Genomic DNA, 23506 nt, shown 5'->3' on the forward strand with positions numbered 1-23506 from the left:
ACGGATGCGAGCTTGGGCACATGCTTTCCCAACACCCCCGCTCCCCCCCCCCCCCCCCCCCCCCCCCCCCCCCCCCCCGCGGGGCTAGTCGGAGACCTCGGCGTAGCCGGACTTCACGAAGTTCTCCGCGGCGCCGACGAGCGGGGCGTCGCCGCCGAGCTCGCCGCCCACGATGGGCGTGGTGGCCACGGGCGGCATGGCCTGGCCCCTGAAGGCCTCGGCCATGGCGTCGGACCAGTCGGGGCCGCACTGCGCGACGGAGCCGGAGAGAATCACGACGTCCGGGTCGAGCATGTTGCACATGCTGCCCAGGACCTCGCCGAGGGCGCGGCCCGCCCGGGCCTCGGCGGCCTTGGCGGCCGCATCGCCCGCGGCGGCGCGGCGGTCGATCTCCGCGCCGTCCATCGGCGTGCCGTCGGGCTTCTCGGCGTCGCCGCCCTGGCGCACGTACTCGCGGATGATGCCGGGGCCGGCAGCGATGGGCTCGAGGTGGCCGGTCGCCCCGCAGGAGCAGGGTACGCCCGCCGCGGCCGGGCAGCAGACGTGGCCGATGTGGCCGGCCTCGTCGTGCGCGCCGAGCATGATCTTGCCGTACTCGACGAACGCGCCGCCGATGCCGGTGCCCACGGCCGCCACGAGGCAGCTCTTCTTGTCGCGGCCGCCGCCCCAGCGGGCCTCGCCCAGCGCGTGGGCGTGGACGTCGTTGAGGACGCGGCACGGAAGGCCGGTCGCGGCGGTGACCTCGGCGCCGAGGTGGGTGCCGCCCCAGCCGGGCATGAGCTCGTTGGCGAAGGTGATGTCGCCGTTTCGGGGGTTGACCACGCCCGCGGACGAGATCCCCACGCCCACGGGCTTCTCGCCCGCGCGCTCGATGGCGGCCCTCACCTGGGCGAGAACCGTCGCGAGGACGTGATCGCCGCCCTCCATGGCCTCGGTGGGAACCTTCTCGACCTTCTCGATGACGGGGCTCTCCCCTCCCAGGGTGACGAGCCCGCACGCGATCTTGGTGCCGCCGATGTCGACGGCGACGATGGTCTGGCTCATGGGTGCCTCCTAGAGAAGACCGTTGTCCACGAGGACCTTCCTGATGGCCTCGACGTTGTCGCCGTCGAGGGCCTTGACCGGGCGCGGCATGGTGTTGGAGTCAAAGACGCCAAGGAGCCAGAGCGCGGTCTTGAAGGCACCCACGCCGCCGGCATAGCCCTGCACGCCGGAGGTGACGTCGAAGATGTGGGAGATCTCGTTCAGGCGGTCCTGCTCGGCCTTGACCGTGGCCCAGTCACCGGCCTGCGCAGCCTTCCACATGCGGACGTAGCCCTCGGGCTCGACGTTGGCGAGGCCGGGGACGGAGCCGTCGGCGCCGGAGAGGTACGCGCCGTCGACCACGATCTCGTGACCGGTGAGCAAGGACAGCGGGTGACCGGCCTTCTCGTTCTCCTGGCAGAGGTAGCGGAAGGAGATGTCGTCGCCGGAGGAGTCCTTGACGCCGGCGAGCACGCCCTCGCGGCCGAGCTTGACGAGCAGCGGCCACGGGAGCTTGGTGTGGACGCACACGGGGATGTCGTAGGCGAAGATCGGGAGGTCGAGCTCTTCGTGGAGGATGCGGAAGTGCTCCTCGACCTCGGTCATGCCGCCGAGGGCGTAGAACGGGGCGGTGGCCACGAGGGCGTCCGCGCCGAGCTCCTGGGCGACCTTGCCGTGCTCGATGACGCGCTCGGTCTCGGTGTCGATGATGCCCACAAGGACGGGCACGCGGTGGTCGACGATGCGGACGGCCTCGGAGATGATCTGGCGGCGGCGCTCGTCGGTGGAGAAGACGACCTCGCCGGAGGAGCCGAGGAAGAAGAGGCCGTCGACGCCGGCGTCGATCATGCGGTTGATGAGGCGCTCGAAGGAGGGGACGTCGAGCTCGTGGTCGGGGGTGTCGGGGACGACGACGGGGGGGACGACGCCCGTGATCTTAAGGTCTGCCATGCTGGTCCTTTCTTGTGTGGGGCGGGACGCTCCGCCTCGTGCGGGACAGGGCACTCAGATGCTAGGGCACAAGCGGCGAGAAGGACGTGCCGCTCGCCGATTCGCAAAGCGGGCGCGCCCGGAGGCGCGCCCGCCGCAGGGCCTTGGGGCCTACTTGCCCAGGTTGGGGTGAAGCAGCGACGGGGCCGCGCCGAGGAGCGTCTTGGTGTAGGCGTCGTGCGGGTCCTCGAAGATCTGCCGCGCCGGGCCCTCCTCCATGATCTGGCCGTGGTTCATGACAACGATGCGGTCGGAGATGTAGCGCTCCGTCTGGATGTCGTGGCTGATGAAGACCATGGCCAGGCCGAGCTCCTTCTTGAGGTCCGTGAGCAGGTTCAGAATCTGCGCGCGGACGGAGACGTCGAGGGCCGACGTGGGCTCGTCGGCGATGATGACGTCCGGCTGGAGGGAGAGGGCTCGGGCGATGGCGACGCGCTGGCGCTGGCCGCCGGAGAGCTGGCCCGGGAGGGCGTACATCGCGGAGGACGGCAGGCCGACGATGCCCAGCAGCTCGTTGATGCGCGCCTCGCGCTCGTCGTCGGAGCCGACCTTGTGGACGATCAGCGGGTCCAGCAGCTGGTCGTGGACGGACATGCGCGGGTTCAGCGCGGTGGCCGGGTTCTGGAAGACGACGGAGACCACGCGGCCGATCTTCTTGCGGAGCTCCGCGGTGCGCTTGGTGACGTCCTCGCCCTTGAAGTAGACGTGGCCGTCCGTGGGCGACTGCAGGCCGCACATGACGTTGGCGGTCGTGGACTTGCCGCAGCCGGACTCGCCGACGATGCCGATCGTCTCACCCGGCATGAGCTTGAGCGTGAGGCCGTTCACGGCATGCACGAGGTTGGGGTGGAAGAGCGAGCCCGTGCGGGACTTGAACGTGACCGAGATGTTGTCCAGGAAGATGATGGGGGTCTGCCCAGAGGTCTTCTCCGCCATCTACCTCACCTCCAGTCGAGAGACGAGACCGTTCTTCGCGAGCTCCTCGTCCGGGATCTCCGATACGAGGTGATGGTCGGCGCCGGGAACGGGCTTGAGGATGGGATGGACGTCGAGGCCGACCGTGGGGTGGCTCGAGCGCGGGGCGAAGCGGTCGCCCTTGGGGAAGTCCGCGGGGCTCGGGACGGAGCCGGGCACCTGGTGCAGGCGGCTGCCGTCGTGCGCCTCGATGGAGAGGACGGCGCCGAGCAGGCCCTGCGTGTACTCGTGGATCGGGTTGGTGAGCAGCTCCTTGGTGGGGGCGGACTCGATGACCTGGCCGGCGTACATGACCGTGATCTCGGAGGCGACCTCGGCCACGAGCGCCAGGTCGTGGGACACGAAGATCATGGCGAAGCCGAGCTGCTTCTGGAGGTCGTTCAGCAGCTTGATGACCTGCTTCTGGACCGTGACGTCGAGGGCCGTGGTGGGCTCGTCGCAGATGACGAGCGACGGGTTCCTCGTGAGCGCCATGGCGATGATGACGCGCTGGCACTGGCCGCCGGAGAGCTCGTGCGGGTAGCTCTCGAGCGTGCGCTTGGGGTCGAGGCCGACGAGCTCGAGGAGCTCCTCGGCGCTGCGGGTGCCGCCGCGGCTCGTGAGCTGCTTCATCTGCGCGGAGATGAGCATCGAGGGGTTGAGCGAGGACAGCGAGTCCTGGTAGACCATCGCGAGCTCGTGGCCCAGCAGCTTGCGGTGCTCCTCCTTGGTGAGCTTGAGCAGGTCCTGGCCCTTGTAGAGGATCTGGCCCTGGATGCGGGCGCTGTCGGGCAGGAGGTTCATGATGGTCTTGGTGGTGATGGACTTGCCGCAGCCGGACTCGCCGACGAGGGCCATGCACTGGCCCGGGCGCACGTCGAAGGAGACGTTGTCCACCACGTGGACGTCGCCGTGGCGCGGGAACCCGATCGAGAGGTTCTTGACCTGGAGGATCGGCTCCACGGAGTAGTCGGGCACGCGGCGGTCGGTGCGGGCGAGCTCCACCGCGCGCAGGGCACCGAGACGGCGGGCGAGGGAGTCGGCCTGCTCCTTGTAGGCGCGGACCGGGTCGGCGACGAGGAGGTCGGCCTCGCGGCGGCTCTCGGCGTTCTCGTTGCTCACGGGGGCGGACGGGGCGGCGGCCATGGCGTCGGTCAGGCCCTCGGAGAGGATGTTGAGGGCGAGGCACGTGACCATGATCGCGATGCCCGGGAAGAGCGCCTGCCACCAGCGGCCGAGAAGGACGCCGTCGCGCGCGGAGGACAGGATGTTGCCCCACGTGGGCGTGGGCTCGGCGATGCCGGCGCCGATGAAGGTGAGCGACGCCTCGAAGATGATGGCGTCGGCGACGAGCGTGACCGTGAAGACCATGATCGGCGCGATGCAGTTGCGCAGGACGTGCCTCATGAGGATCCACGGGGCGCGGGCGCCGGAGACGATGACCGCGCGGACGTAGTCCTCGCCGTACTCGGACACCACGTTGGCGCGGACGATGCGCGCGATCTGCGGCGTGTACATGAAGCCGATGGAGAAGATGATGGCCGGCACGGAGTTGCCGAGGATGAGGACCAGGATGGCGGCGAGGGCGATGCCCGGGATGGACATGATGACGTCCAGCACGCGCATGATGACCTCGGAGACGGCCTTGCGGGCGACGGCCGCGACGGCGCCGATGATCGAGCCGAGCACGAGCGCGAAGAGCGTGGCGCCAAAGCCGATCACGAGCGAATACTGACCGCCGTAGAGCATGCGGGAGAGAATGTCGCGACCGGCGTTGTCGGTGCCGAACACGTACTCGGCCGAGGGCGGCTGGTAGGCCGTCGTGATCTCGAGCGGGTCGTGCGGGGCGATGACGGGCGCCAGGATGGCGGAGAGCGCCACCAGGACGAGAAGGACGAGCGAGATCTTGCTGGAGATGCTCATCTTCTTGAGGCCGCCGAGCTTGAGCCCCTTGGCCGCGGCCTTCTCGAGCTGGGCGGTCTTGTTTTCCCTAATCTTAGTCATGGGGCCTACACCGTCCTAATGCGCGGGTTGATCAGCAGGTAGAGCATGTCAACCACGATGTTGATGATGACGAAGGCCAGAGCCACGACCACGACGACGCCCTGGACGAGCATGATCTCGCCGCCCGTGATGCCCTGCTGGATGAGCGTGCCCATGCCGGGGAGCGCGAAGATGACCTCGATGACGACCGCGCCGCCCATGAGGTAGCCGATCTTGAGGCCAAGCGTGGTGACGGGCGTGATGAGGGCGTTGCGCAGGACGTTCTTGGCGATGACGACGTTCTCGGGGATGCCGCTGCCGCGGGCCGTCTGCACGTAGTCCTTGTCGAGCTCCTCGACCATGGCGGTGCGCACGATGCGCGTCATCTGGCCGATGACCGGGAAGGCCAGGGCGATGGCGGGCATGAGCATGCGGCCGAAGTAGCCGCCGGGGTTGGCGAAAAGGTTGGGCAGGGCGCCGGCGGACGGGAAGACGCGCGTGAGCCCGCCCAGGGTGACGGCGAGGATGAGCAGGACCGCCAGCCAGAACGACGGTGTGGCGATGCCTGCGATGGATATCACTCGAATCACCTGGTCAGGCCACTTGTCCCGGTAGAGCGCCGATATGACGCCGAGGGTGAACGAGAAGATCGCGGCCAGAAGCAGGCCGAAGAACGTGAGCTGCATCGTGATCGGGAGCGCGGAGGCGATGGCGGTCGCGACGGGCGTCTGGCGGCTGCCGTAGGTGCCCAGGTCGCCCTGGAAGAGCCCGCCGATGTAGTCGACGTAGCGGACCGGCCACGGGTCGTTCATGCCGTGCTCGTCCATGTACTCCTCGACCGCCTCCGGGGACGCGCCCTCGCCGAGGACGGTGCGCGCCGGGATTGACGGGTCGGTGAAGGACATGAGGAAGAACACGAGCAGGGTGACGCCCAGGGCCATGATCGGCAGCGCGATGAGGCGCCGGCCGACGAGGCGCAGGAGGTTGTTCATACCCTCTCCTCTCTCTATGCCTTTCGTTAAAGAGAGGGGCCCGAGCGAACCTAGGCCCGGGCCCCTCGAACGTCCTTTGTGCCTCCCCAGCCTTTCAGTGGGGAACGGGGGCGTTTCTCAAGGCTACGCGGTGACCGTCTTGCAGCCGATGAAGTTCATGCCCGTGGTGCCGATGCCCTCGAAGCCCTCGATGGCGGTGCCCATGGGGTTGGCGGCGGCGTCGGCCCAGGAGGCGGTCACGGTCTGGACGTGGATGAGCGGGTACAGGACCGCGTTCTCGGCGATGATGTCGTAGACCTGCTTCCAGGTGGCCTGCTGCTCGTCGCCGGACTGGCCGAGGGCGGTGGTCATGAGCTCGCGGATCTGCGCGAACTCTGCGGAGCCGCCCCAGCCGGTGCGGGTCTGCTGCCAGACGTTGTCGCCGTACCACCAGTTGAGGAGCAGGTCGGGGTCGGCGCCCCAGCAGGACGGGTCGCCCGGGGCGATCAGGATGTCGAAGTCGTCCGAGCCGCCGTCGATGGCCGCGTAGGTGGCAGCGGAGGTCTCCTCGGCGATCGTGCAGTTGAAGCCGAGGGCGTCGAGGTCCTGCTTGGCCTGGGTGGCCATGCCGGAGGCCTGGGTGTTGTCCGTGCAGCGGATCTTGAGGTCGCCCGGGGTCACGCCGGCCTCGGTGAGCAGGCTCTTGGCCTTATCCTGGTCGTAGGTGTAGACCGTCGCGGCCTCCTGGTAGTTGGGGAAGTCCTGCGGGATGTAGGACGAGGCGGAGGCGGCAAGGCCGCTGAAGATGTTGGAAATCATCTGGTCGGTGTTAATGGCGTACATGACGGCCTGGCGGGCGACCTTGTTGTCCCACGGCGCCTTGGCGGTGTTGAACATGATGAAGCGGGTGCCGAAGCCCTGGACCTTGTCGACCTTGCAGCCGGCGGACTCGATCATCTCGATGGCGTCGGCGGTGACGGACTCCATGACGAGCGTGGTGCCCTGCTGCTGGGCGGTCATGCGCGCGGTGGCGTCGACGAGGATGTCATAGTGCAGGCCCGCGTCCTCGGCCGGGAAGGACCCGTTGTAGTTGGGGTTGGGAACGAGGTCGACGGCGTTGTCGGTGATGGAGCTGTACATCCAGGGGCCGGAGCCGACGGGCTGGTTGGAGAGCTCGTCGTCGGTCGTGCCCGCCGGGAAGACGCGGACGAGCGCCAGGCGCTCCTTGAGGAGCGAGAAGTTGGCGACGGCCGTGGTGACGGTGATGGTGGTGTCGTCGGTGGCCTCGAGCGCGTCGATCGGGGCGAGGAACGCCGAGTAGGTGGCGTCGGCCTTGGTGCGGTCGAAGGACTCGACGATGTCGGCGGTGGTCACGGGGTTGCCGTTGGAGAACGCGGCGCCCTCGCGCACGGTGATGGTGAAGTGGGTCTCGTCGACCTGCTCCGGGTCGCCGGTGGCGAGCTCGGGGAAGGTGGAGTAGTCGTGCGGGTCGGTGCCGTAGAGGCCCTCGAGGACGTGCCAGTTGGAGCCGAGGCAGAAGGCCGAGGAGGTCTTCGTCGGGTTGTACTCGGAGGGGGCGTACGCGGAGCCGGCGGTGATGGTGCCGCCGCCCGAGGTGGTCTCGCCGCCGGTCTCGCCGCCGGTGGTGTCCCCGCCACCGCCGCAGGCCGCCAGGCCCAGAGCGCCGGCCGCGGCCGCCCCACCGAGGAACGCGCGACGCGACACGGCGCTGTTCATGAGCTTCTTCATGTTCTCTCCCTTTCCTCCTGCGGCCGCCCCGTCTTGGGCAGCCGTCCCTTTGGTATTCAACACTACGAAATGCGGGCGCAATCTCCCCGTAGCAAACGGCCGACGGTGCGTTTTGGTACCCCAGACGGTAAGGTTCCCGTAGGCTTATTGTGTATTGGTATTCTGGTTGGACCCTATTTCGCTTCTGTTTTCTATGCGATAAGAACCAATCAACTTCGAACAAATAGCTGTTGAATCGGCGATTTCGAACTGATTCATGAATGACAGACAAAGGTTTTTCTCGTCAACTGGTATCACAATGTGGAACCACTTGTATCATGACGCGAAGCGGTATCGATTCCATATCCTATGCGCGCCACCGTGCGTTCCCGCCCCATCCCGGGCTCGCCCCCGGGCCGGACTTCGCCGCGGAGCGCTCAGTTCCGGAATTGAGTACCCACCCGCGCTCATTTCCGGAAATGAGCGTCAGCCGCGGGCGCGAGGGCCACGATTCCGCGAGCCGCAGCCCTTCTCGCCGCCTCGTCGGGCGCCGGGCGGCGCTCAGATGCGGAACTGAGTGGGGCTCCGCGCTCAGTTCCGGAAATGAGTACCCACCCCCGCTCAGTTCCGGAAATGAGTGGGGAACGCACGCGAAAGGGTCGCGATCACGCTGGCCGTAGTCCTTCTCGCCACGTCGGCGCGCCCCGTGACGCGCTCAGATGCGGAACTGAGTGAGGCTCCCCGCTCAGATCCGGAATTGAGTACCCACCCGCGCTCAGTTCCGGAACTGAGCGTCAGCCGCGGGCGCATGGGCGGCGATTCCGCGGGCCGAGGTCCTTCTCGCCGCCTCGTCGGGCGCCGGGCGATGTCCGACGTGGCGCGGCACCCGGGTGCGGGGAGGCGTCGCGAGAAGGACCGTGCGGCAGGAGGGCTAGTCCTCGCCCGCCCCGAGACCCGCGGGCCCGTCCTTCTCGTCCCAGGCGCGCAGTGCCTGCCAGACGGCCGTGGCCACCTCGGCGGGGATGCCCGGGGTCGCGGCGAGCTCCTCGACTGTGGCCTCGCGCATCCTCCTGATCGAGCCGAAGCGGCGCATGAGCGCCCGCTTGCGCTTGGGGCCCACGCCGGGGACGTCGTCGATCACCGAGCGCGTCATGGCCTTGTCGCGCAGCTCGCGGTGGAAGGTGATGGCGAAGCGGTGGGACTCGTCGCGCACCTGCTTGATGAGGTAGAGCGAGGGCGACCCGGAGGGCAGCACAACGGGCGTCTCGTCCCAGGGGACGAAGATCTCCTCGTCGGACTTTGCGAGCCCGCAGACCGGGATGTCGAGCCCGAGCTCGGCGAGCTGCTCCATGGCGGCCGTGAGCTGGGGCTTGCCGCCGTCCACGACGAGCAGGTCGGGGCGGCTGCCAAAGCGCTCGTCCGCCATGCGCTCCGGGGAGTAGCGCCGCCCGAGGACCTCGGACATGGAGACGAAGTCGTTGGCCTCGGTGAGCGGGGTCTGGATCTTGAAGCGGCGATACTGGGACTTGTCCGGGCGGCCGTTGGTGAACACCACCATCGACGCCACGGTGAAGTGGCCGTGCAGCGTCGAGATGTCGAAGCACTCGATGCGCATCGGCGGCGCGTCGAGGGCGAGCGCGCTCTCGAGCTGCAGGAGCGCCTTGTTCGTGCGGTCGTCGGCATAGCCGGTGCGCACCATGTAGCGCATGAGGGCATGGCGCGCGTTGGCCGAGGCCATGTCGAGCAGGTGGCGCTTCTCGCCGCGCTGCGGTCGGCGCAGGCGCACGGAGTGCCCGCGCTTCTCGGCGAGCCAGCCCTCGATGAGCTCCGCGTCCTCGAGCTCCACGGGCAGGTCCACCTCGGCGGGCACGTCGGCCGTCTCGTCGTAGTAGCGCTTGAGGAAGCCGGAGACGAGCTCCTCCTCCCCCGTGTCGAGGCCCTTGTCGAGCACGAACTCGACGGAGCGGACGGTGCGGCCCTCGCGCACGGCGAAGACGCACGCGCAGCTGATGGTCTCCTCGCGGTAGAAGCCGATGAGGTCCGCGCTCACGCTGGACGAGAAGACCACCTGCTGGCGGTCGTCGAGCGCGTCGAGCCCGTCGAGGCGCGCCTTGAGGCGGCCGGCGCGCTCGAAGTCGAGGTCCGCTGCGGCCTCGCGCATCTGCTCGGTGAGCTCCCCCACCACCTGCGAGCGGTTGCCGCGCAGGAAGTTCTCCACCTGGCGCACGTGGCGGGCGTACTCCACGGTGTCGATCATGCCGGCGCAGACGCCGGGGCCGCGCCCCACGTGGTAGTCGAAGCAGGGGCGGCACCGCTCGGCGAGCATGAGGTTGGCGACCGAGGCCTGCTCGGGGCTCTTCTCGAGCAGGCGGCGGGCGCGCTTCCACTCGACGCAGGTGGCCATGCAGATGGGGATCACCTTGCGCAGGGTGTCGATGGTCTCGCGGGCGGCCCGCGCGTCGGTGTAGGGGCCGAAGTAGCGCGTGCCCTTGCGGTGCTTCTCGCGCGTGTACTTGATGGCCGGGAAGACGTCGGACTCCGTTATCGCGATGTAGGGGTAGGACTTGTCGTCCTTGAAGTCCACGTTGAAGTAGGGATGGTACTGCGCGATGAGGTTGCGCTCGAGCACGAGCGCCTCGTGCTCGGAGCCCACCACGACGTAGTCGAAGGACCTGACGACCTGCATCATGAGCGGGATCTTCTCGCGGTCGTCCTGCAGCGTCACGTACTGCCGCATGCGGGCGCGCAGGTTCTTGGCCTTGCCCACGTAGACGACCTCGCCCTTGCCATCCTTCCAGAGGTAGCAGCCGGGGTCCGTGGGGACCCGGGCGACCTGCTCGGCGAGCGTGGGCTCGCCCACGGCTACTCCCGCCCGCCGCGCAGGCGGTCGCGCACGTCGCGCACGCCCACGAGCGTGCGGTAGAACGCCCTCTTGAGCGGCAGGTCGCGGTCGGGGGCCACGGGGCGCACGCCGTCCTTGGCGAACTTGGTCTTGAACTCGTTGAGGCCCATGATCGAGGGGGAGAACTCGCTGCCGATGCCCATCAGGTCGTACTCCGCAAGGCCGCGCGAGCCCAGCTCGCAGCACTCGAAGTACACGAGCTTGTCGGTCACGTGCAGGCGCATGGTGTCGCTGCGCGAGGCGCCGTAGTAGCGGGTGGCGCGGTTGCCGGAGATGGTCACGATGGACCACGTGACCACGCGGCCCTCGTGGCGCCCGGCGAAGACGCGGCAGTGCTCGGGCCCGAGGATGCGGATCATGTCCTCGTAGTCGGAGATGGCGGCCGGCGTGAAGCCGTCGCGCTCGCCGGTCTCGCGCATGACGTCGTAGTACTCCTCGAAGGAGGCGAGCGCGAGCTCGGTCTCGTCCGCGCAGGTCGCGGGGCTCTCGCGCAGGGCCTTGCGGACGTCGCGGCGGCCGCGCGGCTTCATGCGGGAGAGGATGGCCTCGTCGCCGCCGGTGAGGTCGATGACCACCGTGGTGTCGTAGGGCACCGTGGAGAGGCAGGGGCTCGTCTCGGGCAGCTCGTGCGCCACGGCGAGGCGGGCGAAGACCTGCTTCTTGTCCCGCGCGCGGACGAAGTCGGCGAGGGCGGCGAGGGCGGCGGACTCCTGCTCGGCCGAGGGCGCCTCCGCCCAGACCGGGGCGTGGTGGCCGCGCAGGTAACGATAGCCGTGGGTCTCGTACTGCTGGAAGGAGGCCACGGCGAGCGTGCGGCCGCCCTCCTCGAGCGCGACGCAGCCCCAGTGGGAGCGGCCGGGGATCGTGGACTCGTAGTCCTGCCAGACGCCGAGCTGCTCGACCGGCGGATTGGGGTCGACCTCCGTCAGTGCCCGCTCGTACTCCTCGCGCGTAAGCTCTCTCACCTGCATCTGGCGACGCTCCGTTCTCCGGTCCGGTTACTCCCCATCATCCTAACCCAGCCTCCGCGGTCGGGCGGGCCCGGAGGCGCGACTCCGCGAAACCCCCAGCGGCGGGGTCGTCGTGCCACCGGCGTCGGGCTTGTGCCACTGGCGTCAGGTTCGTTTGGCACGCGGGCCGCGCGTGCCAAACGAACCTGACGCCAGTGGCACAAGCCCGACGCCGGTGGCACGGCTAGCGGCGCCTGCCGAGGTAGCGGTCGAACTTCTCGTACTGGCGCGCGGAGCGCAGGTGCGCCCAGAACCGGTGGGCGATCGTGTCGGGGGCGTAGTCGAAGGGCGACGCGGCCCTCCCCTCGCGGATGAGGCCGAGGGCGCGCTCGCGCAGGGCGTCGTCGGCGACGAAGTCGCGGACCACGCGCGCGGGCACGAGGGTGTAGAGCGCGTCGCGGTAGGCCTCCTCGTAGGGCAGCTCACGTCCGAGCACGTAGTCCTCCACGATGAGGCGCGCGAAGTTCACCCCGCCGAGCGCCATGTACCAGGTGTTGGCGCCGGGACGCACGTTCACCTCGAAGAACTTGTAGGTGCCGTCGCGCTCGTCGTACTTCGCGTCGAAGTTGGCGAAGCCCCGGTAGCCCACGCGCTCGCAGAAGCGGCGCGCGTCCTCGACGAGCTGGTCGCAGCGCTCGAGCAGGATGCACACGGGGTTACCGATGCGGGCCGGCGAGTGGTCCTGGAGCACGACGCGCCCGCCCGAGACCGCGACCAGGCGGCCCGAGGCGTCGGAGTAGGTGGTGAGCGAGCGGATGGCGTCGTCCTCGCCGGGGACGAAGTCCTGCACCACGAGCTCGCGGTCGTAGCCGGCGTCGTGGAGCAGGCCGAAGACGCGCGCGAGGCCGGCGGGGTCGTGCACCTCGTAGACCTTCTCCTTGCCCGGGAAGTCCATGAGGTCGTAGCGGGCCGAGTTGGAGGGCTTGGCCACGAGCGGGTATGGGAGCCCCGCCGGGTCGAGCGGCAGCTCGGGGAGCGCGCAGTCGAACGACCAGGTCTTGGGGTACGCCATGCCGAGCTCCTCGCAGAGCTCGTAGAAGCGGCCCTTCTGCGTGATGTCGTCGAGCAGGGCGAAGTCGTTGTACGGCACGACGAACCACTGCTCGAGCTCCTCCTTGTGGCGCGAGATGATCCGCACGTGCCAGTCGGCGCTGCCGAGCAGCAGGGCGACTTTCCCCTCGCCCGCGAGGCGCGCGCCGAGCTCGCGCAGGAGCGCCACGATGGCGTCCTCGCCCTCGGACATGGCGGGCTCGACGTGGTAGTCGACGAAGCGGCTCGAGGAGGTCACCTTGACGTCCACGCCGGAGTAGACCGTCGTTGTGACGCCGTAGGCCTCGTGGAAGCAGCGCGCGTACGAGTACGCGAGGACGTCCCCGCCGAGAACGATGGGCGTGAGGCGGCCTGCGAGCTCCCCCCCGGTGATGCGATCCATGTCAGAACCTCCTGGCTGTGGTGGCGAGAAGAACGTGCGACTGAACGTGTGGCTCGCCGGCTTGACGGTTTTCGCGCACAATCCGACATGCGCGATTATTTTACCTGGCCACATACATTGTGGTACCGGATTCTGCGCGTTATTCGGCGCCTCCCGCGAGCGCGGCGCGGACGGCGTCGGCGGCCCGGCGGGCGCCAGCGGCGCCCACGTCGGCAGGAAGGGCGGCACAGGTGGCGACGAGCCGCTCGTGGACCGGCAGGCCGGAGCGGTCGGACGGCACGCGGAACGCCGCGGCGTCGAGGACGCCCGGGCCGAGCTCGGGGCGATACCACGCCTCGGCGAAGAGCCCGGCGGCGCAGACCCCCGCGATGACGCGGTCCGCCGCGCGCGTGTCCGGCGCGAGGACCGGGTAGCGCAGGAGCGGCTGGGAGGGCCCCTCGAGGGCGGCGGGGAGCGTGTCTGCGCCGTCGACGCCGCCGAGCGCCGCGCGGTACGCCTCGACCGTCTCTCGCCGCAGGGCCTCGGCCTCGTCGAGGCCGTCGAGCGCGGCGAGGGCGCGCTCGCACACCCACGCGGAGGCGCGGACGGGGCCGCGCGCGGCGGCGCCTAGGCGCTCCTGCTCGCTCACGGCCGGCTCCATCGCGCCGGAGGAGACGAGCGCGCGGCGCAGGGATGCGGAGACGCCCGCGGGCAGGTGCGCGAGGACGCGGTTCTCGGTGCGGTAGCGCCGGGCGAGGGCGTCCAGGCGCGCGGGCGGCTCCGACAGCGCGGCGAGGGCGTCGCGGACGGCGCGGACGAGCCCGGAGAGCGGGCTCGCGGGGTTCACCCACACGGCGCCGCCGAAGTGCGTGGGCAGGATCTTCTCGACGCCGAACGAGTGGACCGAGACGTCCGCGACGGGCTCGCCCGACGCGTCTCTCGCCATGCGGCAGACGCAGTGGGCGCTGTCCTCGACCACGAGCGCCCCCGCGGCGTGGGCGCGACGGGCGAGCTCCTCGGACTCGGCGTCGTCGACGATGCCGTAGGTGTGCTGGAGCATCACGGCGCGCGTGCCGGCGGGCGGGTCGAGCCGCTCCGGGTCGAGCGAGGCCGTGCGGGCGGAGACGTCTCGGTAGACGGGCGCGAGCCCGGCGGCCACGATGGGGACGACGGCCGTGAGGCAGGTGAAGAGCTGCGTCACGACCACGCCCTCCCCCGTCGCGGGACGCAGCGCCGACAGGGCGGCCTGCATGCCGTAGCGGGCCTTGAAGACGCAGAACCAGTCCTCGGGCATCGTGCCGGTGCGCTCCGCGAGCGCGCGGGCGAGGGCCTCCTCTGCGGGGGTGCGGGCCATGGGGGCTCCTTTCGGAACGGGTCGGGCTAGGCGGCGCGCCGACGCGCGAGGCGCAAGAGCATGCCGGTCACGAACGACGCCTCGGGCAGACGCAGGGCCGCCGCGAGGCCGAAGGTCACCACGAGGGCGGGGACGCCGCCGGCGACCGCGTAGGCGAGCGCCTGGGCCATCCCGGAGCCGAGCGGGCCCGCGAGCGCCTGCAGGCCGAGGAGGATGGCGCCTCCCACGACGGCGCCCGCCGCGCCGAGGGCAAAGGCGCGCAGGAAGGCGACGACCATGTCGCGCATCCCGATGCGGCCGAGTTCGCGACGCAGGAAGAGCAGGATGACGAAGTCGATGGAGACGAAGAAGAACGTGGAGCTGAAGCCCACGAAGTTGAGGCCGAAGACGGGCGTGAGCCAGAGGCAGAGCACGATCTGGATCGTGCCCGCGATGCACTCCGCCACCGCGAAGAGGATCATGCGGCGCAGGGCGGAGCAGGCCTTCTGGAGATAGGTGGCGAGGCCGTAGCCCGGAAGCGAGACGGAGAGCCACGCTATGTACGCCGCGAGGTCGCCCACGGCCTGGGCGTCCATGTTGCCGCCCCCGAGCAGCCGCGCGAGGCACGGCGAGAAGACCACGAGGTACATGGCGAAGGGGACGAGCATGAAGAGGATCTTGCCCGTGCCGCCGGCGAGGCCGCGCACGAAGCTCGGCAGGTCGTCTCGGGCGACCGAGGTGGAGAGCTCGGTGAACATGGCGGTGGTGATGGGGATGGCGAAGACGGAGTACGGCAGCATGTACCACATGCGCGCATAGTAGGCGATGGAGGCGCCGCTCGCCGTCGCGGAGAGGGCGCAGTTCGTCTGGATCGAGGTGGTGGCGAAGGAGACGAGCGTCACGATGAGCGTGGGCGCGCCGATGGAGACGGTCTCGCGCAGGCACGGGTCGTGCAGGTCGATCCTCAGGCGCAGGCGCACGCCGTGGCGCAGGAGCGCCGGCACCTGCATGAGGACCTGCGAGAGCACGCCGAGCGGGCTGCCCACGGCGAGCGTGAGCAGGGCGAGCTGGGGGTTCTTGTCCGCGAGCAGGCCATAGGCGAGGAAGGACGCCGTGGTCACCACGTTGTTGGCGATGGGCGCGGCGGTGCTCCAGAGGTAGTCGCGCTCGGCGTTGAGCACGCCCGAGATGATGGACGAGAGGGCGTAGAGCACGATGGAGATGGCGAAGAACCGGAAGAAGTAGACCGAGAGGCCGGCGTCGAACTCCTCGCTCGCGCTGAACGACTGCGTCCAGATGACCTGCTCGGCAAAGGCGAAGGCGGCCACCGCGAGGACGCCCATGAGCAGGACGACGAGCGAGAGGAGGTTGGAGGCGTAGGCCGTGGCCCCCTCGCGGCCGGCGCGCTTCTTCGCCGAGACGTAGACCGGAAGGAACGCCGTCACGAGCATGCCGCCCATCACGAGCTCGTAGAGCTGGTTCGGGAGGTTGTTGGCCACGGTGAACGCGCTCGCCGTCATGGTGGCGCCAAGGCCGATCGCCTGGGCCCAGGTGCGCATGAAGCCCGTGATGCGGCTGATGATGACGAGGCCGCTCATCATCGCGGCGGAGCGGCCGACGGCTTCCTCGCTCGCGACGTCGTCCTCCCCGTCACGGGCGGGCTCCGCGCGCAGGGCGCCCGTGACCTCCGCCTCGTCCTCCTCGAAAGAGGTCACGGGCCCGGGCTCGGCGGCGGGGCGAGCCGCGTGGCGGCCGCGCGGGGCGAGGGAGGCCGCCTCGCCCCGCGCGGCATGGGACGGGCGACCGGGCTCGGGCCTGGACGGGACGCGCCCGGCGCGGGCCGCCTCCACGTAGATCATCGTGTCGTCGGGCGAGGCCGGCCGCGGCGCCGCCGCGTGCCGGGGCCGGAGAGGACGCCCGGCAGCTCCGCCAGGCGAGAAGTGCGCGCCGCGCGCGGGGGTGTCGGTTGTCTCGTGCTCCATGTGACCGTCCTTCTCGGCACCCGCGCTGCCGGGTGCCCCATACGTACGGCCCCGAGGCTTCGAAGGCGCCTCGGGGCCGAGTCTCTCCCGCACGTGCTCTCCGGGCAGGTGGCTCGCTAGACGATGGAGCCGCCGCCCATGAAGCCGTTGACGAAGTACATGCTGCGCACCTGGACGCCGCCGCCCGGGACGGAGTCGATCACGCAGCCGTTGCCGACGTAGATGCCCACGTGGCCGGGCGCGCGCCCGCCGTAGCGGTAGAAGACGAGGTCGCCGTACTTAAGCGAGCCCGCGTTGGTGGTGTACGTGCCGCGCGAGACGACCTGCGAGTAGAGGGTCTCGGGGCTGTTGGAGTTGGTGGGCAGGCCGAGCGCGTAGTCCACGACGCCCGAGCAGGTGAAGTACGAGCTCGAGGGGCTGCCGGTCCAGACGTAGCCGCTCCAGCTGTAGCCGGAGCCGATGATGTTGTAGGCGCGGGCCACCATGGCGCTCGCGGAGCCGGTGGGCGCGGAGCTGCCGCCGCTGGAGGAGCCGCCGTTGCTGGAGCTGCCGCCGTTGGAGGAGGAGCCGCCGTTGTTGGACGACCCACCGTTGTCGGTGGAGCCTCCGTTGCTGGAGCCGCCGTTGCTGGTGGAGCCGCCGTCGTTGGCGGAGCCGCCCTCCTCGGAGCCACCCTGGGCCTGCTGCTCCTGCTCGGCGGCCGCGGCGGCCTCCTGCTCGGCGAGGCGCTGGGCCTCCTCGGCGGCCTGGCGGGCCTCCTCCTCGGCGGCCTTGCGCGCGGCCTCCTCCTCGGCGGCGATGGCCTGCTTGACCTCGTCGGAGAGCTGGTCGTAGTAGGCCTGGGCGTCCGCCGCCGCGGCGTTCACCTCGTCGGTCTTGGCCTGCTGGTCGGAGACGAGCTGCTCCTGCTGGGTCTTCTGCTCCTCCAGGCTGGAGCGGCTCTCCTCGAGCGAGGTGGTCAGCGTCTTGATCTGGTCGATGGCCTCCTGCTTCTGGTCCGCGATCGAGCTCGCGTAGTGGACGTTGGTGATGAGCTCGTTGAAGTCGGCGGAGTTGAGCAGCAGCGTGAGCAGGTCGGCCTCTCCACCCTTGTACTGCATGGCGATGAGGTTGCCGAGCTGCTTCTGCGTGTCGGCGAGCTGGACCTGCTGGTCGGCGATGTCGGTCTCGAGCTGATCGATCTGGGCGTTGGTCTCGTTGAGGTCGTTGGTGACGCTCACGAGGTCGTTGTTGGCCTGCTCGGCGGAGGAGTAGAGCGAGTGAAGCTGCGCCTCGGCCTGGTCGAGCTCGGACTGGAGCTCGGCGGACGTGGCGGCCAGGGCCGGCATCGGGGCGAGCCCGAGCCCAAGGGTCAGCACGATTGCGGAGGCGACGGACGCGCCGCGCGTGCGAAGTGACATAGGACGCTCCTTACGTGTTCTTTCCTTCATCATGGCCTGTGCGTCTGGGGACCATGCCTGTTCGTCATACTAGCAGTACCGCAGGCGAGTGGGAGCCATTCCACCTCGGCTCCACAGACATGAATCGGGAAAGGGGCGCCCCGCGCGCACGGCCTCAGCGGTGCCGCGCGTCGAGCTCGCCCGCGAGCTCCCCCACGCTGACGCCGTAGCGCTCGAGCGTGACGAGCAGGTGGTAGACGAGGTCCGCCGCCTCGTAGCGGATGTGGTCGTGGTCGCGGTCCTTGCAGGCCATGACGACCTCGGTGGCCTCCTCGGTCACCTTCTTGAGGAGGCTGTCCTCCTTGCCCTGCAGCAGGCGCGCCGTGTAGGAGGACTCCGGGGAGGCCTCGCGCCGCCCGTGGATGACGCGCGCGAGTCCCTCGATCGTCTCGCCGATGTTCCCATCGGTCACGTTGGCGGTTCTCTCCCCCATGGCCCCTCCTCGACTCGTGCCACTGGCGTCAGGTTCGTTTGGCATGCCACTGGCGTCAGGTTCGTTTGGCTCGCCTGGCCTGCCCGGCGCGCCCCTAGGCGAGCGCGCGATAGAAGCAGCTGCGGTGCCCCGTGTGGCACGCGGGGCCCGGCGAGTCCACCTCGACGAGCAGCGTGTCCGCGTCGCAGTCCACGAGCACGCGGCGCACCCTCTGCACGTTGCCGCTCGTGGCGCCCTTGTTCCAGAGCTCTTGCCTGCTGCGGCTCCAGAACCACGTGGTGCCGGTCTCCAGCGTGAGCCGCAGCGACTCCTCGCTCATCCACGCGACCATGAGCACCTCGCCGGTGCCCTCCTGCTGGACGACGGCGGGCACGAGGCCGCGCTCGTCGAAGCCAACGCCCGCGGCCCCGGGCGCGGCCACCTCGAGCGGCTCGCCCGCGTAGGTATAATCGACGGAAATCTCGGACACGACGCCTCCTCTCGCGTGCCCAGTGTAGCGCGCGGGGGCAAGGGAGCCGCCCCATGTGCGCAGCATGTAACAGTGACGTATTCGACGTCCTCGTGGTGGGCGCGGGCATCGCGGGCTGCGAGGCCGCGCTCGCGGCGGCCGCCTCGGGCGCACGCGTGGCGCTCGCCAGCGCCGGGCAGACGTTCTCCGGCTCGAGCTTCTTCCCCGGCACCTGGGGCCTCGGCCTCGTCGGCCCGGACGGCGAGAAGGACGAGGACGACCTCGTCGGGGCGATCCTCGAGGTGGGCAGGGGCGTGGCGCTGCCCGGGCTCGCGCGCGCCCTCGTGCGCGGCGTGCAACCGGCAATCGAGCGCCTCCAGGGGCGCGGCGTCGGGCTCCTCGAGGCGGACAACCCCGACGAGCGCGACTTCATCCCCTGCTTCGACCGCGCGCGCCGCAGCTGGCACGGGCTCGGCCGCGCGTCGTACCGAGCTGCGACCGAGACGGCGCTCGGGCGCGCCGGCGTCGTGACGCTCCCCCGCCACGAGCTCCTCGACCTCGCCGAGAAGGACGGTCGGGTCCACGGGGCGCTCCTCCGCGACGCGCGCGGCGAGGCGCGCGCCGTCGGGGCCGGAGCCGTCGTGCTGGCGACGGGCGGCTTCGGCGGGCTCTTCGCGCGCACGCTCACCATGCCCGACGTGCGGGGCACGGCCGCCGCCGTGGCCCTGCGCCATGGCGCCCGCCTCGTGAACGCGGAGTTCATCCAGATTATGCCGGGCCTCGTGGAGCCGGTGAGAGACGTCGTCTTCAACGAGCGGACCTTCCGCTACGCGCGCGTCGAGGGGCTCGACGCCGCGGACGCGGGGAGGCTGCTCGACTCGCGCGGCGGGCACGGGCCCTTCACGGCGAGCCTGCCGGACCGCGCGGTCGACCTCGCCCTCGCGGCCGCCGGCCCGCGCGGCGCGGCGGTGTCCTACGACCTCCCGGCGCGCCTCCCCGAGTTCATGCAGACGTACTTCTCGTGGTTCGAGGACGCGTTCGGCCGCCGCCCGGACGAGGGCCTGCGCATCGCCCCGTACGCGCACGCCTCGAACGGCGGCATCCTCGTCGACGAGCGCGGCGCGACCGGCGTGCCCGGGCTCTTCGCCTGCGGCGAGGCCACGGGCGGCATGCACGGAGCCGACCGCATCGGCGGCCTCTCGAGCGCCAACGGCCTCGTCTTCGGCCACGCCGCGGGGCGGGCCGCCGCGTCCTGGGCCGCGGGGCGGGCGCGAGAGGACGACGCGAGGGAGCCCCTCCCCCGCACCCCATCGGAACGCGGGGCAGAGGCCCTTCTCGCCCTGCGACGCGCCATGGACGAGCGCTGCCTTCTGGGGCGCACGGACGAGGGGCTCCGCGCGACGCTCCGTCTGCTCGACGAGCTTGACGAGAAGAACGGGCGGATCGGGTCCGCGCGCGTGGCGAACGCCGCCCTCTCCGCGCGCGCCCTCGTCACCGCCATGCTCGCTCGCGCGGAGAGCCGAGGCGCGCACTTCCGCGCGGACTTCCCCGAGGAGGACCCCGCCCAGGCGCGCCCGCTCGTGGTGCGGCTTGGCGCGGACGGGCGCCCCGTGGCGGAGCCGCTCCCTTACATCAGTCGGACCGTTCCCGACGGGAGATGAGCGCTGATCTCGAGCGTGCCGCCGAGGGCGGCGATATAGCGTCTCAGCGTATCGACCTTGAGCAGGTCAAGTCGGCCGTTCTCGATGTCCGAGATGCGCTTCTGGCTCACCCCCATGTCGCGGGAGAGCTCGGCCTGCGTGACGTCACGACTCTTGCGCGCCTGCATGAGGTTATACGTCTTGATCTTGTCCTGCGTCGCGCGCAGCGCCTCCTCCCTCAGCTCGTCGGGGATGCCGCGACCGGCAAGGTAATCGTCAAGGGAAAGCGCCATCATTTCTCACCCAGCCTCTTCAAGTGCTCAGCATAGAGCCAATCGGCTTCCGGAACGGCCCACTTGTACCACCCTCCCCACCGCCTCTGCTCCTCGCCTGCCGACTTGTCTCCCGCGAGCAGCATGATTGCCTGAGGCTGAGGATCGAAGGCAAAGAGAATCCGAATCTCGCTCCCTCCCGGCGATGCGGGCCGCAGCTCCTTCATGTTGGGAAATCTCGAGTGCTCAACGGTGTCGACAAGCGGCCTTCCCAGCGCCGGCCCCTTTTCGGAGAGCACCGAGAGGGCGGCCCAGACATAGGCGACGGTCCTGTCATCCTGATCGTCAAGCCACTTTCGTATGTGCCCCACGTCAATCTCCCACGCTTTCATGATATACCCTTTCTATTCTAAATTGGAAGGGCAGATTCAGTAGAACAAATGTACCATAATTCCCGTACAATTCAGTACATTTGTTCTATTTTTAGAGAGCATGGGTTATTCTAAATCCGCAGTCGAGAGGGCCGCACGCCCCCACGCCGCCGGCGCAAACATGGCCGACAGAACCATCGGGACGCACACGAGACGAGAAGAGCCGCCCGCTCGAGGGCGTTCTTCTCGCCACGTGCGCGCTTGGCAGACTGCGATGCGGCAAAGGGAGGCACGAGGGGGCTAGAAGTCCAGCCTCACGGGGATGCCCTGGCTGGCCATGTACTCCTTGACCTGGCGGATGCTGAAGGTGCCGAAGTGGAAGACGCTCGCGGCGAGCACGGCGTCGGCCTCGCCCTCGAGGATGCCCTCGGCGAAGTGCTCGAGCGTGCCCACGCCGCCCGACGCGATCACGGGGATGGGCACGGCGCGCGCCACCGCGCGGGTGAGCGCGAGGTCGAAGCCGTCCTTGGTGCCGTCGCGGTCCATGCTCGTGAGCAGGATCTCGCCCGCGCCGCGCCGCGCCGCCTCCTCGGCCCACGCCACGGCGTCGATGCCCGTGGCGACGCGCCCGCCCGCGAGGTAGACCTCCCAGCGGTCCTCGCGGCCCACGCGCTTGGCGTCGATCGCGCAGATCACGGCCTGGCTGCCGAAGGCCGTGGCCGCCGCGGTGATGAGCGCGGGGTCCTTGACGGCGGCGGAGTTGAGCGAGACCTTGTCGGCGCCGGCGGCGATCATCTCGCGGCAGGACGCCACGTCGCGAAATCCCCCGCCCACGGTGTAGGGGATCCGCAGCTCGGCCGAGGCGCGGCTCGCGAGGCCGATCTTGGTGGCGCGGTCGTCCGAGGTGGCCGTGATGTCCAGGAAGACGACCTCGTCGGCGCCCTCCTTGTCGTAGCGCCGGGCAAGCTCCACCGGGTCGCCCGCGTCGCGCAGGTCAACGAAGTTGACGCCCTTCACCACGCGCCCCTCGCACACGTCAAGGCAGGGAATGACTCTCTTGGTCAGCACGGCTTCCCTCCAGTCCGGCGCCCCGCGGCCCCTCTCGCGGGGCTCGGCGCTCGCTTCGCTCGCTCACTTCGTGACTCGCCCCGCGAGAGGGGCCGGCGAGCCCCCAATCGCTGAAGGACGCCTCGGTCACACTGCCACTGTAAGGGAACCAGAAGTCGCATGCGCCTTCTGCCCCGAGGATGTTACATGGGGTCAGCGCCGGCGGCCCCAGGCCCTGAGGGCGAGGCCCACGGGCCCGGGCTGGAAGCGTCGGCCGACGTCCGCCAGGCGCGCCGGGATGTCGATGTGCTGGGGACACCTGCGCGCGCAGGCGCCGCAGCTCACGCAGTTGCTCACGAGCCTGGGCTCGCTCGTGCGAATCGCGCTCGCGGTGAAGTACTGGGAGAGCCCCGTGAGCCAGCCGTGCGCGTAGCTCGCGTTGTAGGCCGAGAAGCACCCCGGGATGTTGATGCCCCGCGGGCACGGCATGCAGTAGTTGCACCCGGTGCAGGGCACGCGGTTCGAGCGCTCGAACTCGGCCACCACGCGGGCGACGACCTCGTGCTGCGCGGCCGTCATCGCGCCCGGCAGGGCCCGCTCGGCGACGTCTGCGTTCTCGTCCACCTGGCCGGGCGACGCCATGCCGGAGAGGAGCATCGTCACCTCGGGGTGGTCCCACACCCACGAGAGCCCCCAGGCGGCGGGCGAGCCGAGCCCGGGCTCGGGGGCGGCGTCGAGGATGCGGCGGGCACGCGGGGGCAGCCTGTCCGCGAGCCGGCCTCCCAGCAGGGGCTCCATCACGAAGACCGCAAGGCCGCGGCCGGCCGCGGCGCGGAGCCCCGCGGTGCCCGCCTGGTACCGCTCGCCCGCGTAGTTGTACTGGATCTGGCAGAAGTCCCAGTCGTACGCGTCGAGAAGGACGGGGAAGTCGCCGGAGCTGCCGTGATAGGAGAAGCCGACCTGGCGGATGCGCCCCGCGGCTCGCTGGCGGGCGAGCCAGCCCTCGGCCCCCGCGGCGCGCAGGCGCTCCCACTGGGAGGGGCTCGTGACGTTGTGGATGAGGTAGTAGTCCACGCGGTCCGTGCGCAGGCGCCTGAGCTGCTCCTCGAAGATGCGGTCGAGGTCGGCCGCGCCGCGGACGGAGCCGTGCGGGAGCTTGGTCGCCAGAAGGACCCGGTCGCGCAGCCCCATCCCCTCGAGCGCGGCGCCCACGCAGGCCTCGTTGCCCGGGTAGAGGTAGGCCGTGTCCAGGTAGTTGACGCCGCGCTCGACGGCGCGCGCGACGATGGCGCGGGCCTGGCGGGGGTCCGGGCGCCCCGGCGGCCCGGGGAAGCGCATGCAGCCGAGGCCGAGGGCCGAGATGCGGTCGCCGTTTCTCGGGTTCACGCGGTACTGCACGTCCTTCTCCCCTCCCCCGGCGAGCCGTCGGATCCGGCCCCGGGCCCTCACATCAAATCTGTCCGCACGATTTTGGCAGTTTTGCCCTCGGAGGCCCCTCAAACGGCCAAAAAGACGCGGCCAGATTTGATGTGGCGAGAGGCGCGGCGAGAAGGACGCGCGGAGGGGCGT

At 70.1% G+C, this 23506-nt stretch carries 19 protein-coding genes; 1 reads left to right on the forward strand and 18 read right to left on the reverse strand.

What is annotated here, in order from left to right; genetic code table 11:
* Nucleotides 1-84: 84 nt before the first annotated feature.
* The 14 genes from ACULPM_RS00050 to hisI all read right to left on the reverse strand — a co-directional run bounded on the left by ACULPM_RS00050 (nt 85) and on the right by hisI (nt 18628).
* The gene (locus ACULPM_RS00050) at nt 85-1044 is read right to left on the reverse strand and encodes an ROK family protein (RefSeq protein WP_445331744.1); all 960 of its coding nucleotides are present in this window, start codon (nt 1042-1044) and stop codon (nt 85-87) included.
* 9 nt (nt 1045-1053) lie between these two features.
* The gene (locus ACULPM_RS00055; protein ID WP_445331745.1) at nt 1054-1974 is read right to left on the reverse strand and encodes a dihydrodipicolinate synthase family protein; all 921 of its coding nucleotides are present in this window, start codon (nt 1972-1974) and stop codon (nt 1054-1056) included.
* 150 nt (nt 1975-2124) lie between these two features.
* Entirely contained in the window at nt 2125-2949 is an 825-nt protein-coding gene (locus tag ACULPM_RS00060; protein ID WP_445331746.1) for an ABC transporter ATP-binding protein, read from the reverse strand.
* Nucleotides 2950-4971, reverse strand: a complete 2022-nt coding sequence (locus ACULPM_RS00065) for a dipeptide/oligopeptide/nickel ABC transporter permease/ATP-binding protein (protein WP_445331747.1) — start codon at nt 4969-4971, stop codon at nt 2950-2952.
* 5 nt (nt 4972-4976) lie between these two features.
* On the reverse strand, nt 4977-5942 hold the full coding sequence (locus ACULPM_RS00070) for an ABC transporter permease (protein ID WP_167929718.1): 966 nt from the start codon (nt 5940-5942) through the stop codon (nt 4977-4979).
* 123 nt (nt 5943-6065) lie between these two features.
* A complete protein-coding gene (locus tag ACULPM_RS00075) occupies nt 6066-7670 on the reverse strand; it encodes an ABC transporter substrate-binding protein (RefSeq protein WP_445331748.1) in 1605 nt (534 codons plus the stop codon).
* Nucleotides 7671-8580: 910 nt separating this feature from the next.
* Nucleotides 8581-10509 (reverse strand): excinuclease ABC subunit UvrC, encoded by a 1929-nt coding sequence (gene uvrC, locus ACULPM_RS00080; RefSeq protein ID WP_445331749.1) that lies wholly within the window; start codon nt 10507-10509, stop codon nt 8581-8583.
* A 2-nt stretch (nt 10510-10511) separates the two neighbouring features.
* Nucleotides 10512-11522: a lipid II:glycine glycyltransferase FemX gene (locus ACULPM_RS00085; protein ID WP_167929721.1), complete on the reverse strand. Its 1011-nt coding sequence runs from the start codon at nt 11520-11522 to the stop codon at nt 10512-10514.
* Nucleotides 11523-11745: 223 nt separating this feature from the next.
* Nucleotides 11746-12993, reverse strand: coding sequence for a carboxylate--amine ligase (locus ACULPM_RS00090; RefSeq protein ID WP_445330818.1), 1248 nt, complete (start codon nt 12991-12993; stop codon nt 11746-11748).
* A 139-nt stretch (nt 12994-13132) separates the two neighbouring features.
* The gene (locus ACULPM_RS00095) at nt 13133-14326 is read right to left on the reverse strand and encodes a DegT/DnrJ/EryC1/StrS family aminotransferase (protein ID WP_445330819.1); all 1194 of its coding nucleotides are present in this window, start codon (nt 14324-14326) and stop codon (nt 13133-13135) included.
* 26 nt (nt 14327-14352) lie between these two features.
* On the reverse strand, nt 14353-16287 hold the full coding sequence (locus tag ACULPM_RS00100; RefSeq protein WP_445330820.1) for a lipid II flippase MurJ: 1935 nt from the start codon (nt 16285-16287) through the stop codon (nt 14353-14355).
* A 116-nt stretch (nt 16288-16403) separates the two neighbouring features.
* Entirely contained in the window at nt 16404-17687 is a 1284-nt protein-coding gene (locus ACULPM_RS00105; RefSeq protein WP_167929724.1) for an NlpC/P60 family protein, read from the reverse strand.
* A gap of 154 nt (nt 17688-17841) precedes the next feature.
* A complete protein-coding gene (gene hisE, locus ACULPM_RS00110) occupies nt 17842-18159 on the reverse strand; it encodes a phosphoribosyl-ATP diphosphatase (RefSeq protein WP_167929725.1) in 318 nt (105 codons plus the stop codon).
* Between the two features lie 94 nt (nt 18160-18253).
* Complete coding sequence (hisI, locus tag ACULPM_RS00115) at nt 18254-18628, reverse strand: phosphoribosyl-AMP cyclohydrolase (protein ID WP_445330821.1); 375 nt, start codon at nt 18626-18628, stop codon at nt 18254-18256.
* Between the two features lie 53 nt (nt 18629-18681).
* Between hisI and ACULPM_RS00120 the strand changes: the two genes are divergently transcribed.
* Nucleotides 18682-20268, forward strand: coding sequence for an FAD-binding protein (locus tag ACULPM_RS00120; protein ID WP_445330822.1), 1587 nt, complete (start codon nt 18682-18684; stop codon nt 20266-20268).
* Here ACULPM_RS00120 and ACULPM_RS00125 read toward each other — a convergent pair.
* The 4 genes from ACULPM_RS00125 to ACULPM_RS00140 all read right to left on the reverse strand — a co-directional run bounded on the left by ACULPM_RS00125 (nt 20235) and on the right by ACULPM_RS00140 (nt 23335).
* The gene (locus ACULPM_RS00125; protein WP_445330823.1) at nt 20235-20540 is read right to left on the reverse strand and encodes a helix-turn-helix domain-containing protein; all 306 of its coding nucleotides are present in this window, start codon (nt 20538-20540) and stop codon (nt 20235-20237) included. The two genes, ACULPM_RS00120 and ACULPM_RS00125, sit on opposite strands and share 34 nt — an antisense overlap.
* Nucleotides 20540-20911: a type II toxin-antitoxin system RelE/ParE family toxin gene (locus tag ACULPM_RS00130; RefSeq protein WP_445330824.1), complete on the reverse strand. Its 372-nt coding sequence runs from the start codon at nt 20909-20911 to the stop codon at nt 20540-20542. Before ACULPM_RS00130 ends, ACULPM_RS00125 begins: the two co-directional genes overlap by 1 nt.
* Nucleotides 20912-21190: 279 nt before the next feature.
* The gene (gene hisF / locus ACULPM_RS00135; RefSeq protein WP_445330825.1) at nt 21191-21958 is read right to left on the reverse strand and encodes an imidazole glycerol phosphate synthase subunit HisF; all 768 of its coding nucleotides are present in this window, start codon (nt 21956-21958) and stop codon (nt 21191-21193) included.
* Nucleotides 21959-22150: 192 nt separating this feature from the next.
* Nucleotides 22151-23335, reverse strand: a complete 1185-nt coding sequence (locus tag ACULPM_RS00140; RefSeq protein ID WP_445330826.1) for an aldo/keto reductase — start codon at nt 23333-23335, stop codon at nt 22151-22153.
* Nucleotides 23336-23506: the final 171 nt, after the last annotated feature.

It is taken from the genome of Thermophilibacter sp. ZX-H3 (assembly GCF_052599055.1).

What these genes read in the sequence shown, in the direction of transcription:
- ACULPM_RS00090 (WP_445330818.1), bottom strand. Translation starts at nt 12,993, where the DNA reads ATGGATCGCATCACCGGGGGGGAGCTCGCAGGCCGCCTCACGCCCATC.
- ACULPM_RS00085 (WP_167929721.1), bottom strand. Translation starts at nt 11,522, where the DNA reads ATGCAGGTGAGAGAGCTTACGCGCGAGGAGTACGAGCGGGCACTGACG.
- ACULPM_RS00050 (WP_445331744.1), bottom strand. Translation starts at nt 1,044, where the DNA reads ATGAGCCAGACCATCGTCGCCGTCGACATCGGCGGCACCAAGATCGCG.
- ACULPM_RS00125 (WP_445330823.1), bottom strand. Translation starts at nt 20,540, where the DNA reads ATGGCGCTTTCCCTTGACGATTACCTTGCCGGTCGCGGCATCCCCGAC.
- ACULPM_RS00095 (WP_445330819.1), bottom strand. Translation starts at nt 14,326, where the DNA reads ATGGCCCGCACCCCCGCAGAGGAGGCCCTCGCCCGCGCGCTCGCGGAG.
- hisE (WP_167929725.1), bottom strand. Translation starts at nt 18,159, where the DNA reads ATGGGGGAGAGAACCGCCAACGTGACCGATGGGAACATCGGCGAGACG.
- ACULPM_RS00105 (WP_167929724.1), bottom strand. Translation starts at nt 17,687, where the DNA reads ATGTCACTTCGCACGCGCGGCGCGTCCGTCGCCTCCGCAATCGTGCTG.
- ACULPM_RS00065 (WP_445331747.1), bottom strand. Translation starts at nt 4,971, where the DNA reads ATGACTAAGATTAGGGAAAACAAGACCGCCCAGCTCGAGAAGGCCGCG.
- ACULPM_RS00060 (WP_445331746.1), bottom strand. Translation starts at nt 2,949, where the DNA reads ATGGCGGAGAAGACCTCTGGGCAGACCCCCATCATCTTCCTGGACAAC.
- ACULPM_RS00130 (WP_445330824.1), bottom strand. Translation starts at nt 20,911, where the DNA reads ATGAAAGCGTGGGAGATTGACGTGGGGCACATACGAAAGTGGCTTGAC.
- ACULPM_RS00070 (WP_167929718.1), bottom strand. Translation starts at nt 5,942, where the DNA reads ATGAACAACCTCCTGCGCCTCGTCGGCCGGCGCCTCATCGCGCTGCCG.
- ACULPM_RS00120 (WP_445330822.1), top strand. Translation starts at nt 18,682, where the DNA reads ATGTGCGCAGCATGTAACAGTGACGTATTCGACGTCCTCGTGGTGGGC.
- ACULPM_RS00075 (WP_445331748.1), bottom strand. Translation starts at nt 7,670, where the DNA reads ATGAAGAAGCTCATGAACAGCGCCGTGTCGCGTCGCGCGTTCCTCGGT.
- ACULPM_RS00055 (WP_445331745.1), bottom strand. Translation starts at nt 1,974, where the DNA reads ATGGCAGACCTTAAGATCACGGGCGTCGTCCCCCCCGTCGTCGTCCCC.
- ACULPM_RS00100 (WP_445330820.1), bottom strand. Translation starts at nt 16,287, where the DNA reads ATGGAGCACGAGACAACCGACACCCCCGCGCGCGGCGCGCACTTCTCG.